At 74.2% G+C, this 14,470-nt stretch carries 10 protein-coding genes; 3 read left to right on the plus strand and 7 right to left on the minus strand.

Going from position 1 to position 14,470, the window contains the following annotated elements; all coding sequences use genetic code 11:
* The first annotated feature begins 5 nt into the window (after positions 1-5).
* Positions 6-1,349, plus strand: coding sequence for a sugar ABC transporter permease (locus ABZ956_RS29000; protein WP_361899926.1), 1,344 nt, complete (start codon positions 6-8; stop codon positions 1,347-1,349).
* Positions 1,349-2,233, plus strand: a complete 885-nt coding sequence (locus ABZ956_RS29005; RefSeq protein WP_361899929.1) for a carbohydrate ABC transporter permease — start codon at positions 1,349-1,351, stop codon at positions 2,231-2,233. Before ABZ956_RS29000 ends, ABZ956_RS29005 begins: the two co-directional genes overlap by 1 nt.
* Before the next feature lie 42 nt (positions 2,234-2,275).
* On the opposite strand, the gene ABZ956_RS29010 is transcribed toward ABZ956_RS29005, so the two are convergent.
* Positions 2,276-3,748 (minus strand): glycosyltransferase family 39 protein, encoded by a 1,473-nt coding sequence (locus tag ABZ956_RS29010; protein WP_361899931.1) that lies wholly within the window; start codon positions 3,746-3,748, stop codon positions 2,276-2,278.
* A gap of 218 nt (positions 3,749-3,966) precedes the next feature.
* Here ABZ956_RS29010 and ABZ956_RS29015 point away from each other — a divergent pair, with 218 nt between their 5' ends.
* Complete coding sequence (locus ABZ956_RS29015; protein WP_361899934.1) at positions 3,967-5,619, plus strand: glycosyltransferase family 2 protein; 1,653 nt, start codon at positions 3,967-3,969, stop codon at positions 5,617-5,619.
* Positions 5,620-5,663: 44 nt separating this feature from the next.
* Here ABZ956_RS29015 and ABZ956_RS29020 read toward each other — a convergent pair whose 3' ends face one another.
* The 6 genes from ABZ956_RS29020 to ABZ956_RS29045 all read right to left on the minus strand — a co-directional run bounded on the left by ABZ956_RS29020 (position 5,664) and on the right by ABZ956_RS29045 (position 14,420).
* On the minus strand, positions 5,664-6,818 hold the full coding sequence (locus ABZ956_RS29020) for a glycosyltransferase (protein ID WP_361899937.1): 1,155 nt from the start codon (positions 6,816-6,818) through the stop codon (positions 5,664-5,666).
* Positions 6,815-9,670 carry a CDP-glycerol glycerophosphotransferase family protein gene (locus ABZ956_RS29025; protein ID WP_361899940.1) on the minus strand — a complete coding sequence of 952 codons (2,856 nt, stop codon included), beginning with the start codon at positions 9,668-9,670 and terminating at the stop codon, positions 6,815-6,817. Before ABZ956_RS29025 ends, ABZ956_RS29020 begins: the two co-directional genes overlap by 4 nt.
* A gap of 3 nt (positions 9,671-9,673) precedes the next feature.
* The gene (locus ABZ956_RS29030; RefSeq protein ID WP_361899943.1) at positions 9,674-10,924 is read right to left on the minus strand and encodes a glycosyltransferase family 87 protein; all 1,251 of its coding nucleotides are present in this window, start codon (positions 10,922-10,924) and stop codon (positions 9,674-9,676) included.
* Complete coding sequence (locus tag ABZ956_RS29035; protein WP_361899946.1) at positions 10,921-12,414, minus strand: hypothetical protein; 1,494 nt, start codon at positions 12,412-12,414, stop codon at positions 10,921-10,923. The genes ABZ956_RS29030 and ABZ956_RS29035 overlap by 4 nt, the downstream gene beginning before the upstream one ends.
* A 15-nt stretch (positions 12,415-12,429) precedes the next feature.
* The gene (locus ABZ956_RS29040; protein ID WP_361899948.1) at positions 12,430-13,269 is read right to left on the minus strand and encodes a polyprenol monophosphomannose synthase; all 840 of its coding nucleotides are present in this window, start codon (positions 13,267-13,269) and stop codon (positions 12,430-12,432) included.
* Positions 13,270-13,340: 71 nt separating this feature from the next.
* A complete protein-coding gene (locus ABZ956_RS29045; RefSeq protein WP_361899951.1) occupies positions 13,341-14,420 on the minus strand; it encodes an NDP-sugar synthase in 1,080 nt (359 codons plus the stop codon).
* Between the last annotated feature and the right edge of the window lie 50 nt (positions 14,421-14,470).

The following is a 14,470-nucleotide window of genomic DNA, read 5'->3' on the forward strand; positions in this document are numbered from 1 at the left end:
GCACCGTGACCACCGCGACCGCTCCCCCACCGCCCGCCGCACCGGCCGGGAAACCCCGCAAGAGCGTGCTGGGCACCCGCCCCTGGGTGGCCGCCTGCTTCCTGCTGCCCGCGCTGGCGCTGCTGGGCGCCCTCGTCGTCTACCCCATCGGCTACTCCCTCTACCGCAGCCTCTTCGACGCCTCGGGCGACGGCTTCGTCGGCATCGACAACTACCAGGAGGTCTTCACCGACGAGCGCATCCGCACGGCCCTGAAGAACAACGTCATCTGGGTCGTCGTCGCCCCGACCGTCGCCACCGCCCTCGGCCTGATCTTCGCCGTGCTGACCGAACGCGTCCGCTGGGGCACCGCGTTCAAGCTGGTGGTCTTCATGCCGATGGCGATCTCGATGCTCGCCGCGGGCATCATCTTCCGGCTGGTGTACGAACAGAACCCGGACCGCGGCGTCGCCAACGCCGTATGGGTGGGCGTCCACGACACCTTCGCCGCGCCCGCCCCCTATCCGGGCGCCCGCCCCCGCCCGACCGGTGATCTGGCCGCGAGCGGCGGCGGCTCGTACACCACGAAGACGGCGGTGCGGGCGGGCACGGCCGTCGCCCTGCCGCTGGTCGCCGTGAAACCGGAGGACGTGGGCGGCGCGAAGGAGGCGATCCCCTCCCGGGACGTGGCCGGGAAGGTCACCGGCACGGTGTGGATGGACTTCACCCGGGGCGGCGGCGGGACCGCCGGCAGGATCGACGCGGGCGAGCGGGCGCTGGCGGGCATCACGGTGCAGGCGGTGAAGGACGGCAGGACCGTCGCCTCGGCCACGACGGCCTCCGACGGGACCTTCACCCTGCCCCGGTCCGCGGACGGCGCCCGGCTGCGCCTGCCCGCCTCCAACTTCGCCGCCGCCTACAACGGCGTCGACTGGCTGGGCCCCTCCCTCGTGACCCCGGCCATCATCGGCGCGTACATCTGGATGTGGGCGGGCTTCGCGATGGTCCTCATCGCCGCGGGCCTGGCGAGCGTGCCGCGGGAGCTGCTGGAGGCGGCACGGGTCGACGGCGCCAACGAGTGGCAGGTCTTCCGGCGCGTGACGGTGCCGCTGCTGGCGCCGGTCCTGGCGGTCGTCGTGGTCACCCTCATGATCAACGTGCTGAAGATCTTCGACCTCGTGTACATCATCGCGCCCGGCTCCAGCCTCGACAACGCCAACGTCCTCGCCCTCCAGCTCTACCAGTCGTCCTTCGGCACCGACGTCAACCAGGGGGTGGGCAGCGCCATCGCCGTCTTCCTGCTGCTGCTCGTCACCCCCGTGGTGATCGTGAACATCCGCCGGATCCGCAGGGAGAGGGAGGGCCGGTGATGGCCGCCACCACGAACACGGTCGTACGGGCCGAGCAGTCGCTGCCGGCCCGCGTCGCCGCCCGCCTCGGCGGTGGCGCGACGCGCGTCGTCCTCATCCTGGTCGGGCTGTTCTGGCTGATGCCCACGGTGGGGCTGCTGCTGTCCTCGCTGCGCGACAAGTCCGACATCGCGGCCTCGGGCTGGTGGCGGGTCTTCGGCGATCCGGCGCAGCTGACGACGGAGAGCTACCGCAACCTCTTCAGCAACGACACCGTCATGCAGTCCCTCCTGACCACCGCGCTGATCACCGTTCCGGCGACGGCCCTGGTGATCGTCATCGGCGCCCTCGCCGGATACGCCTTCGCCTGGCTGGACTTCCCCGGCCGGGACTGGTGGTTCATGGTGGTCGTGGCCCTGCTGGTGGTTCCGGTGCAGGTGGCCCTCATCCCGGTGGCCAAGCTCTTCAACACGCTGGGCATCTTCGAGTCCACGGTGGGCGTCGTCCTCTTCCACACCGCCTTCGGGCTGCCCTTCGCGGTGTTCCTGCTGCGCAACTTCTTCGCGGAGATTCCGCGCGAGCTCCTGGAGGCGGCGCGCCTGGACGGGGCGGGCGAACTCCGGCTGTTCACGCGCGTGGTGTTGCCGCTGGGCGGGCCGGCCATCGCCTCGCTCGGCATCTTCCAGTTCCTGTGGGTGTGGAACGACATGCTGGTCGCCCTGATCTTCGCGGACAGCGGCAACCCGCCGATCACGGTCGCCCTGCAGCAACAGGTCCGCCAGTTCGGCGACAACGTCGACATCCTCGCGTCGGGCGCCTTCCTCTCGATGATCGTGCCGCTGGCGGTCTTCTTCGCGTTCCAGCGTCAGTTCGTGAGCGGCGTGATGGCAGGCGCGGTGAAGTAGCGGGCCCCCGGGCGGGCCCGGCCTTCGGCCCGCCCGGCGCTGTCAGCGCCGGACGTACAACGACACCGCCCCGCCCCGTACGAACACCACCGACTCCTCCCGGTACAACGCCTCGAGCGCCCGTACCTTAGCCACCTCCCCCCGCTGCCCCCGGAACCACCCCGTCCCCACCGTGGTCGCATCCGCCACCACCCACACCCGCTGCCGCGCCGGCAGCCCCCGCAGCCGGCCCTCCAGCTCCCCCGCCCCCACTTCCGTGCCGAACAGCGTGCCGGACGCGGCAGGTGACCGACGGAGCGTGAGGTCGCGCAGCCCGGCGAACTCCCGTGGGTACGCGAGGGATACGCGCCGCTCGTGGAGCGGCAGGAACAGCACCGCGTCGCCCGGCCGCGCCACCCGCCCGACCACCGCGGCGACCCGGGCGAGTTCGTCGCCCCGGGAGGCCGGCAGCCGCTCCCGCTCGTGGAAGGGCAGCTGCGCGACGAAGGCCACGGCGACCGCGCCGGCTCCGGCGGCCGTCACCGCCCGCCGCCACGGCAGACGTCCCAGGAGCCGCTCGGCTCCGGCCGCGGCGAGCAGCGGCACGCCCGCCAGGCTGAACAGCAGATAGCGGTCGAGGAAGAGCGGCTGCCGCTGGGAGGCGAGGTAGAGCAGCACCGGCGGGACGAGGGCCAGCGGCAGGGCGACCGCGTCCAGCCGCAGCGGCCCGGTGCGGGGCAGCGGTACGAGCAGGGCGACGACGGCCAGGGCCACGGTGACGGTCAGTACGGCCTCGCCGGGGCCCGCGAAGGCGTGGAGGAGCGCCTGGGCCTGTTCGTAGCCGGGCGTCCGGATCCACGAGACCTGCTCGCTCTGGCGCCGGGAGATCACCACCAGCGGTGCCAGCACCGCGCCCACTCCGGCGGCCGCGCACCCCCAGCGGCGCAGGGTGTGCCACGGCACGCGGGAGACGGCCAGCGTCACGGCGTGCGCGGCGAGCAGCAGCACGGCGAACTCGTGCAGCAGCGCCGTCACCGCGACCACCGACCCGTAGGCCGCCCAGCGCCGATGGGAGGCGCCGTCCTCGGCCGCCCGTATCAGCAGCCAGGTGGCCAGCGCGGCGCCCGCCCCGACCAGGGCGTACGAGCGGCCCTCCTGTGCGTAGTGGCTCACGAACGGGGTCACCGCGTACAGCAGCCCGGCCCACAGGCCGACGCGCGGCCGCGCCAGCCGGCGGCCGATCGCGGCGATCAGGGCGGCGGTGGCGGCCGCCGCCAGGACGGACGGCAGCCGCAGCGCCGTCTCCTCGGCCCGCAGGGCCAGGACGGGGTGCATCAGGACGTAGTACAGGCCGTGCACGGCGTCGATGCTGCCGAGGAGGTGCCAGATCTCCGGCAGGGAGCGGCGCGCCACCTGGAACGTGGCCCCCTCGTCCCGCCACATCGTGCCCCGGTCCAGCCCCCACAGGCCGAGCACCAGCATGACGGCGGCGGGCACGGCGGACACCAGCACGGCCGTCGCGCGTCCGGCGGACAAGGGCGCGTGCGGGCGCGGGTGCGGGTGTGGGGACGAGGCCGCCGCGGGGCGTCGGCCGGCCGGGGCTCTCAGCCCCCTCCCCAGTGATGACGTTCGCAGAAACACCTGTGCTGCCCGGCCCATCCCCGCCCCTTCCCGTCCCCGCCCCCGGCCCCGCCGTCCACGCACGGGTGAAGAATGATCTGGTTTGTCGTACTTATTGGGTACAGCTGAGTGCTGTGACAGTGAACGGGAGCGGAACCTCTGCCGCCGCGCAGGTCAGCGTGGTCGTCATCGGCTATGACGACGCCGCCCACATCGGGCATGCCGTCCGCTCCGCCCTCGCACAGGGCCCCGCCGTCGCCGAGGTCATCGCCGTGAACGACGCCTCCACCGACCGCACCGGAGCCGTCCTCGACCGGCTGGCCGAGCGCGAACCGCGCCTGCGCGTCCTGCACCGCACCGTCAACAGCGGCGGCTGCGGCACCCCGCGCAACGACGGCGTACGGGCCGCCACCGCCCCGTATGTGATGTTCCTGGACAGCGACGACGTGCTCCCCCCGGGCGCGGTGACCGCCCTCCTGCGGGCCGCGCTGCGGCACGACGTCCCCGTCGCGGCGGGCCTGTGCGTACGTCGCGAACTCCCCCGGCACCGCGACACCCCCTGGCAGCACGGCCTCTACCGGCACCCCGCCGTCCACGCCTCCCCCGAGGCGCACCCCGCGCTGCTGCACGACACCCTGTGCGTCAACAAGCTCTACGCGCGCGCCTTCCTGACCGGGCACGGCATCACGTTCCCGGAAGGCGCCTTCCCCTACGAGGACTTCGTCTTCACCGCCCGGGTCCTCGCGGCCGGCCCGCGCGTGGCGACCGTACCGGACCCCGTCTACATCTGGCACGTACGGCGGGACGCGGCCCGCCCGTCGATCTCCCTCGACCGTGGCCGCGTCGCCAACTGGCAGGCCCGCGTCCTCGCCCACCAGCGCGGCGTGGAGGTCTTCCTCGACGCGGGCAGCAAGCCGCTCGCCCACGCGGCGCGCGTGAAGTTCCTCGACCACGACCTGCGCATGTACGTCCGCGAACTGCCCGCCCACGGCCCCGCCTACCGGCGCGCCTGGTGGCGCGTGGCCCGGGCCTGCCTGGCCGCCTACGACGAGGCCGACCTGTGCGCCGCCCGCGCCCCGGCCCGCTGGATCGCCCGGGTCGTCCTGGCCTCCGCGGCCCCGCGCGACCTGGACCGCCTGGCCCAGCTCGCCGCCCGCCCCGCCCGGCTCCTGCCGCCGTACGCCGAGGCGGCGGGCCGGCCGGTGTGGGCGCCGGACCTGCCGCAGGTGCCGCTCGACGGCCTCACCGGGCCCGGCGCGAAGCCGGCCCGCCGGCTGCCGGTCACCGTCGACGCGACCCTGCGCACCGGACACGGCCCCCGCGCCGAGCTGCGCCTGCGCGTCCATGACCTCTACGGCCGGCTGGCGGCTGCCCGCCCGCACACCGTCGACGTCGAACTGCGGCTGCGGGACGAGGGCACGGCCGTCGAGCACACCGTGCCGCTGGCCGCGGACGGCACCGCCTGGACCGCCGGCATCGGCCTCGGCCTGGGCACGCTGGCCGCCCTCGGCGACCGCAGCCGCGCCCCGCAGGCGTGGGACATCCGGGTGCGGATCCGGTGCGCGCACGGGGGCACGCTGCACACGGCCGTACGGGCGGCGCCCCCCGACGGCGCCACCGGCCGGCGCCCGGCGGTCCTGCCCAGCGCGCGCTACGGCGTGCTGCTGGCGCGGCCGTACGTGACCGGGAGCGGGTCGCTCGCCCTGCGGCTGGCGCCCGGTGTGCGGTGCGCGCTCGGCATCGCGCTGCGCAGGCTGCGCCGGCTGGGGCGGAGGCTTCTGCCCTGACGTGCCCCTTGCCGTGACCGGGGCGCCGCCCGTCCGCGCCCTCATCAGCGGTCCACCTCCTCGAACAGCGCTTCCCACCGGTCCAGCACCGCCGGCAGGGCCAGCGGTGCGACGTGCTCCCGCGCCGCCCGCCCGTAGCGGGCGCGCAGCTCGCCGTCCGCCATCAGCCGCGCCAGCGCCGCCGCGAACGCCTCCGTGTCGCCGTGCGGCACCAGCGTGCCCGTGCGGCCGTGGACGACCAGTTCGCGCACTCCGCCCGACAGGTCGAAGCTCACGCAGGGCACCCCGGCGGCGGAGGCCTCCGCGAGAGCCATCGGGCGGCCCTCGCGCTCGCTGGTGAGGGCCACCACCGACAGATCCCGGTAGGCGGCGGCCATGTCGTGGACGCCGCCGCGGAAGCGGACCCGGTCGCCGATGCCCAGCCCTACCGCCTGGGCCCGCAGCTCGGGCTCCAGGGGGCCCTCGCCCAGGAAGTGCAGCTCCCAGCCGGGGTGGGCGGGGCAGGCGGCGGCGAAGGCGTCGATCAGCCGGTCCAGGCGTTTGACCGGGTCGAGCCGCCCGACGGCACCGACCCGCCGGGCCGTCAGGGGCGCGGGTTCGAGGGGGGTGAAGGGCAGGGGGTTGGGCATCACGGCGACGTTCGGCAGCCGTCTGCGGCGGAACTCCGCCGCGTCCTGCTCGCTGAGGAACACCGCCTTCTCCAGGGCCGGGTAGTACCGCAGGATCAGCCGGAGGTTGACGGAGTGCAGGGCCTGCGGGAACGACTCGTGGTACTGGCCGATTGCCCTGAGGTGTGGCGGCCACTCGACGGAGTCCAGCCACACCGCCGCCCAGGGCGAGCCGACGATCACCAGGCCCTCGGCGCCCTCGGGCACCGCCGCGAACCTCCGGGCCAGCCGGCCGCGGGCCCGGTTGCGGGCCGCCCGCTCGCCGCGCGCCCGGCGCAGCCGGGCCGGGCTGAGCCGTTCGGCGAGGGACGCGGCCTGCCAGGCGGGCGAGGCGGGGGCGTCGTAGAGCGTGGTGCGCCGGTAGGCGGGGTCGGTGCGGTAGGTGTGGGGCTCCGGGCTGGGCCGGATGCCGATCAGCTCGGTGTGGTGGCCGCGCTCGGCGAACCCCTGGGCCAGGGTGTGCAGCACGCGCTGGGAGCCGCCCATGGAGTCGACGTCGATGCCGACGAGGAATAGGTGCCGTCGCCTCACCGGGCACTCCCCTCGAAGAACAGGTCGACCACGGCCTTGCTCGACCGTCCGCTCTCGTGGGGGTTGAACCTCGCCTGGAAGCGGGCGTAGGCCCCCGCCCACCGCTCGCGCAGCTCCGCCGGATCCCGCAGCGCGGCGGCCAGTTCACCCGTCGTGGACAGCAGCGGGCCGGGCGCGATGTCGGCCAGGTCGTAGTACGTGCCGCGCGCCAGGGAGCGGTAGTCGGCGTAGTCGTCGGTGTACAGCAGGATGGGGCGGCCGAGGTTGGCGTAGTCGAACATCACCGACGAGTAGTCCGTGAGCAGCGCGTCCGAGGCGAGCAGCAGGTCGTTGAGGTCGGTGAACTCCCGGCCGTCGCGCAGCGCGTGCCCCAGCTCGCGGGGGACGGTGAACCGCTCGTAGTAGTGCGGCCGGACCACGATCGTCCATTCCTCGCCCGTGGCCCGCACCAGCTCCGCCAGGTCCACCCGGATGGACTCGCCGCTGCCGCGCGCCCCGTCGCGGAAGGTGGGGGCGTAGAGGAGCACTTTGCGGCCGTCGGGGATCTGCAGCCGTTCGCGGGTGGCGGCCGCGCGGTCGCGCTGTTCGGGGTCGTTCCATCGGACGAGGACGTCGTTGCGGGGCAGCCCGGTGCGCAGCAGCTCGCCGGTGTAGCCGTTGGCGCGGACGAAGGTCCGCTCGAACTCCTCGCTGGGGGCGATCAGGGCGTCCCAGCGGGCGACCATCTCCTGGTGCAGGCGCCGGCGTTCGGCGTTCGCCAGCCGCAGTTCGGGGGTGTCGAAGCCCATGTGCTTGAGGGCCTGGCCGTGCCAGGTCTGCAGATAGCGCGTGCCGGGCCGCTTGGCGAAGAGCACGGGGAAGCCGTGCGAGTCGACCCAGTAGCGGGCCCGGGCGACCGTGCGGACGTACTCCCAGCTGCCGCGTCTGATGAGTTCGACGCCCTCGGGGTAGGAGCCGCGGCTGCCGGAGTACGACCAGACGGCGCGCAGGGGGAGCCGGCGACGGCGCAGTTCCTCGTGGATGTAGCGGGGGCTGTCGGCGTAGCCGCGGCCCTCCAGGGCCTCGAAGACGACCAGGGTGTCGTCGATGGGCAGCTTCTGCAGCTCGTGGTAGGTCAGGGCCTTGGCCCGGGGCCCGGTGACCCGGCGGGTCAGCCGGTTCAGGCGGCGGCGTACGGGCATCAGTCCGGGGCCCACGGTCTCGGCGCGGCCGAGGACGCCCGCGCGCTCCCAGGTGAGTTCGAGCCGCCCCGCGCCGTGTCCCTCGCAGGCGGCGCGCACCGTGTGCAGGCCGGTCCGCGCCTGCAGGGGCGGCAGCGCGGCGGGGGCCAGCAGTGGGTCGCCGCGGGTCAGCCCCAGCCGGTTCAGGACGATCAGGGGGTGCCGGCGCCCGTGGAACCCCTTGGGGCCGATGGGCACCCGGCGCAGGTCCAGTTCGACCTCGGCCGTGTGCACCGGCCCGGCCGGCCCGTCCTGGGCGGGGGCGTAGCGGAAGGGCACGGTCAGGGGCCGGCCGGTGGTGGCGACGCGCAGTTCCGCCGAGACGGGCGCGGTGCCGCCGAGCAGGCGCGCCGGGTCGTAGGTGCGCAGCGAGACGCGCAGGCTCGCCCCCGCCGGGTCGAGCCGCGTCACTTCGTGCCGCAGGGGGCCGGTGGCGAAGGGCTGGTCGTGCAGCCGCCAGGCGCTGATGTCCAGTGCCGCTGCGGCCCGTTCGTCCTCGGGGAGGGTGGACCCCCAGTAGGTCCGTCCGGTGGCGGCCCGCACGGCGTGGCGGGGCGCGAGCAGGGGCCGGTCCAGGGTGCGGGCGCACTCGGCGGCCTCTGCGAGGCGGCCCGCCTGCAGCAGGTACTGGCAGATCTGCTGTTCGCGTGGCACCGCGTCGAAGGCCTCGGCGGCGAGGCCGGCGAGGTAGGGGGTGACCGTGGCGGCGAACGCCTCGGTCCAGGCGGGGTCCCTGAAGGGCAGGTCGCCGAGGTAGAGGCGGAGGTCGTGCCGGAGGAACTTGGCGTCCTTCGCGGGCCGGAGGCCGGCGTTGCCGCTCTCCTCCAGGAAGGTGTCGATGAGCCGGGCCACGGCGACGCGGTCCGCCACGTTCTGGATCTTGTGCCGGCTGGAGGAGATGGACGGTCCGGCGGCCGGGTCGCCGGCGAGCCGCCAGGTGTAGACGGGCCACGGGACGACGGCGAAGGTGCGCGCGAGGGTGAAGGCCTTGGCGGTGAAGAGCTGGTCCTCGTAGTGCACGTCCTCGGGGAAGCGCAGGTGGTGGCGGGCGATGAAGTCGGCGCGGTAGAGCTTGTTGGTGGAGAGGTGGTCCAGGAAGTACTCGGGGGCCGTGCGGATGCCGTCGACGAGCCGGGCGTCCTGGAAGAGCTCGGGGTACCACAGTCCGGTCGCGCCGGTCTCCTCGAAGAGCCGGGTGACCTCGCCGGTGACGAAGTCGGCGCCGGTGTCCTCGGCGGCCAGCAGCAGTGACTTGCAGGCGTGGTAGGGCAGTTCGTCGTCGCTGTCGAGAAACATCACGTACGGGGCGCGGGCGGCGTCGATGCCGGCGTTGCGGGGCGCGCCGCACCCGCCGCTGTTGGCCGGCAGCCGCAGGCAGCGCACGCGGGGGTCGGCGGCGGCCAGCTCCCGGGCAACACCTGGGGTGGCGTCCGTCGAGCAGTCGTCGACGATGATCACTTCGAGGTGGCGCAGCGACTGGGCGAGGACCGAACGGACGGCGCGCGACAATCGCTCGGCGTCGTTGTAGACGATCACGACGACGCTGACGTCGACGCCCCCCTCGGCGCCGACCCCGGCAGCGACAGCGCCAGGAGCAGTGGCAGCGGCGGAGTCAGAAGCGGCGGCGGACATACCTCACCTCATTTCGGGATCCACGCGGGACACGCGATCACTACACAGAGAGTAACCTCCATCACTGACAGTGACCACCCCGTCCGGCTCTTCTCGCCCCCACCGCCCCCGCCAGGCCGTCAGCGCCAGCACCGCGGCCAGCCCCCCGAACATCACGACGTCCCGGAAGGCGTGCCGTTGCGCGGTGTCCAGCCCCGGCCACGGCACCCCGGCCAGCTGGGGCACCAGCGGCATCCAGAACCACACCGACCGCACCGCCGCCCCCCGCTCCACCACCGAAGCGGCCAGCGAAGGGACCACGACCAGCGCGTAGTTCAGGAACGACGGGCGCGAGACCACGAACGCCGCCAGCATCAGCAGCGACGCGCACTCCACCAGCCGCAGCCCCTCCCCGCCCCCGTTCCGCCACCGCGTCCGCGCGAAGCCCAGCACCGCCGCCCCCACCAGTGCCGCCAGCGCGAACGCCACCGGTTGCGGCACCCCCAGCCGGGGCAGGACGGCCGGCCAGGAGGCGTCGTACGGGCGGGCGTACGCGTCCTGCCCGTGCAGCAGGAACGGCAGCGTCCGGGTGAAGAACAGCCCCGGCCGGGGCATCGCCGACGCCGCCGCCAGGGAGATGCCGACCGGCAGCGCCACCGCCCAGCCCAGCCCCCGCCACCGCCGGGCGAGGACGAACAGCAGCAGCAGCGGCACCAGCATCGGCTTCAGGGCGATCGCCGCCCCCACCACCATGCCCGCCCCGGACCACTGCCCGCGCCGGGCCAGCAGCAGCGCCGCCGGGAAGGCGGCCACCGACGCCGCCGTCCAGTTGCCGAGGATGACCAGGCTGTGGAACGGCAGGAAGAGCGCGATGCCGGCCGCCGTCGCCGCCGCCAGCCGGCTGTCCGCCCGCACGTCGAAGATCCGCAGCGCCAGCACCGCGCCCACCGCCACCAGCACACCGGTGACCACCGGTACGGCGTAGAACAGCACCCGTGCGGAGAACACCGTCTGCGGCACGGCCGCGAAAACCGCCCCCGGCAGGTACAGGAACCGCTTGTCCGCGTACGGCGAACCGCCCTCCAGCAGCGCGCGGGCCGCCCGCACCACCACCGCGTTGTCGATGCCCGTGCGGTCCTTGCCGTACGCCCGGATCGAACTCAGCACGAACAGCAGCACCGCCGCGGTCAGCACCGGCCGCGGGGCGCGGCCGCGCAGCCAGCCGGCGACGTCGGGGAAGCCGGTGCGGGACACCGGGTCTACGGCTACGGTCACGGTCGCACGACCTCCAGCAGGACGAGCCCGCCCGGCCCCCGCGCCACCGTCCTGAGCGCGGGATCGGCCGGGGCCCGCCCCGCGCCGCCGTTCTTGTGCAGCACCCATCGCACGCCGTACTCCTTGAGGATGCCGAGCCGTTCGGCCCGGGAAGTGGCAGGGGCGAAGTAGCGACGCGTCGCCTCCCGGCGCCGCCGTTCGTCGGGAAGGAACAGATCGGGGTAGGCGGGGGCGACCGTGTAGGGGCCGTAGGCGGGGAGGGTGCGCAGGGCGTAGTAGTCGTCCGTCATCACGGTGGCCCCCTTGGGCACATGGGCCGTCGCCCAGCCGAAGCCCGGCCACAGGCCGATGGCGCGTACCTCGCGCAGCACGGGCGGAATGGCGTCCTTCCGCAGGACGTAGGTCAGCACCCCGGCCTGCGTCCACGCCCCCGCCAGCAGGGCCACCGCGGTCACCGCGGGCAGCGCGCGGCGCAGCCCGCCGCCGCCCGCCCCGGCGACCTCGAGGGCGAGGGCGAGCTGGGCGGGGAGCAGCAGGGCCGGCAGGACCCGCCCCCAGGCGTAGTGCCCGCTCAGCCAGCCGGCGGCGAAGACCACGGCCCCCAGCGCGAAGAACAGGGCGAGCGGATCGCGGTGGTCACGCCGCCAGCGCACGGCCAGCACGGGCACGCCCAGCGCCGCGACCAGACAGAACCTCTGCGCCATATGGCTGTAGAGCGGCCGGTGGACGGCGTCCAGCCCGCCCCCGCCCACCAGGGCGAGGACGGGGTAGTACGGCCAGCACAGCAGCAGCGCCGAGGCGAGCAGGGCCCCCGCCCCCGCCCGTAGCCACAGCTCCCGGTTAGGCAGCGGTCGCGCTCCGAGCAGCACGGCGGCCACGCCCAGCAGCGCCACGGCCCCCGTGAACTGATGGGTCAGCAGCACCCCGGCCAGCAGCACCCCCAGCCCCAGGAACCCCGGCAGGCCCCACCGCTCTCGCAGCCCCCGGCGCAGCAGCGCCCACAGGTGGAAGGCGAGGCCCAGGGCGAAGGTGCTCGGATAGGCCAGGGTCAGGCACAGCGAACTCAGCCCGGGCACTCCGCTCCAGGCGAAGACCCGCACTCCGTACAGCAGCAGCACGCACAGCACCGCGAGCGGAACGGCCGCCCGCCGGCGGGTGAAGGTACGGACGAAGGCGGCGATGCCCGTGCCGAGCAGGACAAGGCCGGCCAGGCCGGCCAGCCGCAGCACCCCGAAGGTGCCCCAGCCGCTCGCCGTCGCGACCAGGGCCAGAGCGACCGTCCAGGGCGAGTAGTAGGCGCTGGGGGTATCGGCGTCCACCAGGGGGTTGCCCGGGTGGAACAGGTCGGCGCGCAGCCGCTCCAGCACCGCGCCGTGCATCCCCAGGTCGCCTGACCAGGGCAGCCGGACCACCATGAGCAGCAGCAGGACGGCCAGCAGGAGGGCCGCGACGGCGGCCGTCCGCTGCGGGAGGTGCGCCCTGAAGGCCATGGCCGCCTTCACCGGTCAGCGGGTGTGCTTGCCGGTGCCGGCCGCCGGGGCGCGGAGGGTCTTGGACCGCAGCCGCCAGGGCATGGCCACGGATTCGAGCTGGACGGCCAGGTTCATCTTCGACTCGCCCGCGGTGCGGTCCTCGAAGTGGATCGGCACTTCCATGACGGTGAAACCGGCCCGCAGGGCGCGGTATTTGGTCTCGACCTGGAAGCTGTAGCCGGCGCTGTCGACGCCGGCGAGGTCGATGGCGCGCAGCGCTTTCGCGCTCCATAGGTTGAATCCGCTGGTGATGTCGCGCACGCGGGTGCCGAGGATGCCGCTGGCGTAGGCGTTGGCCCAGCGCGAGAGCAGCTTGCGGTGGGTCTTCCAGGCGTCGGAGAGCGTGCCGCCGGGGACGTACCGGCTGCCGACGACGACGTCCGCGCCGGTGGCCAGGGCGACGCCGAGCATTTCGGCGATCTTGTCGGCGGGGTGGCTGCCGTCGGCGTCCATCTGGAGCACGTAGGCGGCGCCTTCGGCGACGGCCCGTTCCATGCCGGCGGCGTAGGCGCGGCCGAGTCCGTCCTTGGCGGTGCGGTGCAGGACGCCCATGCGGACGCGGCCGGTCTCGTCGCGCCGTTCGGCTTCGTTGTACTTGTCGGCGAGCTGCTCGGCGATGGTGCCGGTGCCGTCGGGGCTGTTGTCGTCGACGACCAGCAGCCGCAGTCCCTCCAGGGGGAGGGCCATGAGGGCCTCGGTCATGGTGGGCAGGTTCTGTGCCTCGTTGTACGTGGGCATCACGACGGTCAGCGGCGTGCGGCCCCACTCGGCGGGCAGGGACAGCGGGGCGGCGGGGGTGCGCGGAGAACTCATGGGCTGGTCCTTGTGAGGGAACGTGTGGGGGGCAGAGTTCAAACGGCTGTTCAAAAACGGGGGGCGGCGGGTCACACGGCGGAGAAGCGGATGGCGGCGTCAGGAATGGCGGTGCCGCACCAGATGCGCGCTCCCTCGCGCAGTTCGTTGTCCGCGCCGATCTCGGAGTGGTCGCCGATCACCGCGCCGTCGAGCACGGTCCGCGGCCCCACCCGGGCACCGGTGCCGACCATGGACGCCCGTACGCGCGCCCCCGCCTCGATGCGGGCCCCGTCCAGCACGACGGACCCCTCGACATCGGCGCCCGCCGCGACGTGCGCCCCGGCGCCGACGACCGTGCCGCCGCCGAGCCTGGCCCCGCTCTCGACGTGGGCGCCGGGCAGCACGAGGTACTCGCCCGGCTCGCCGGGGACGGCCGGGGAGCGGACGATGCCGCGCACGAGGTCGGCGGATGCCTGGACGAAGGAGGCGGGGCGGCCCAGGTCCAGCCAGTACGAGGCGTCGACCACGCCGTGCAGCAGCGCGCGGCCGGCCAGCAGGGCGGGGAAGGTCTCCCGCTCGACGGAGACCGGGCGGCCGGCGGGGATGGTGTCGATGATCTCGCGGCGGAAGACGTAGCAGCCGGCGTTGATCTGGTCGGTGACGATCTCCTCGGGCCGGCGCGGCTTCTCCGTGAAGGCCAGGACGCGGCCGTCGGCGTCGGTGGGGACGAGCCCGAAGGCGCGTGGATCGGCGACGCGCGTCAGGTGCAGGGTGACGTCGGCCTGCGCCCGTTCGTGGTGCCGGAGCAGGCCCCGGATGTCGAGGCCGGTGAGGATGTCGCCGTTGAGGACGAGCACCGGCTCACCCGGCCGGGCCGTCAGGGCCCCGGCCGCGTGCCGGATCGCGCCGCCGGTGCCGAGGGGCTCCTCCTCGTGCACGTAGGTGAGGCGGATGCCATGGGCGGAGCCGTCGCCGAAGTAGGGCTCGAAGACCTCGGCGAGGTAGGAGGTGGCCAGGACGACGTGGTGGACGCCGGCGGCTCTGGCGCGGGCCAGCTGGTGCGCGAGGAAGGGCACCCCGGCGGCCGGAACCATCGGTTTGGGCGTATGGATGGTGAGCGGCTGGAGCCGTGTGCCCTTGCCGCCGACCAGCAGTACCGCCTCTGTCATGCCGGATCCTCGCCCACTGTGGTCACCCCGTCGCACTGCGTCAGTTTTTG

Source organism: Streptomyces sp. NPDC046261, assembly GCF_040646235.1.
Lineage (GTDB): Bacteria > Actinomycetota > Actinomycetes > Streptomycetales > Streptomycetaceae > Streptomyces.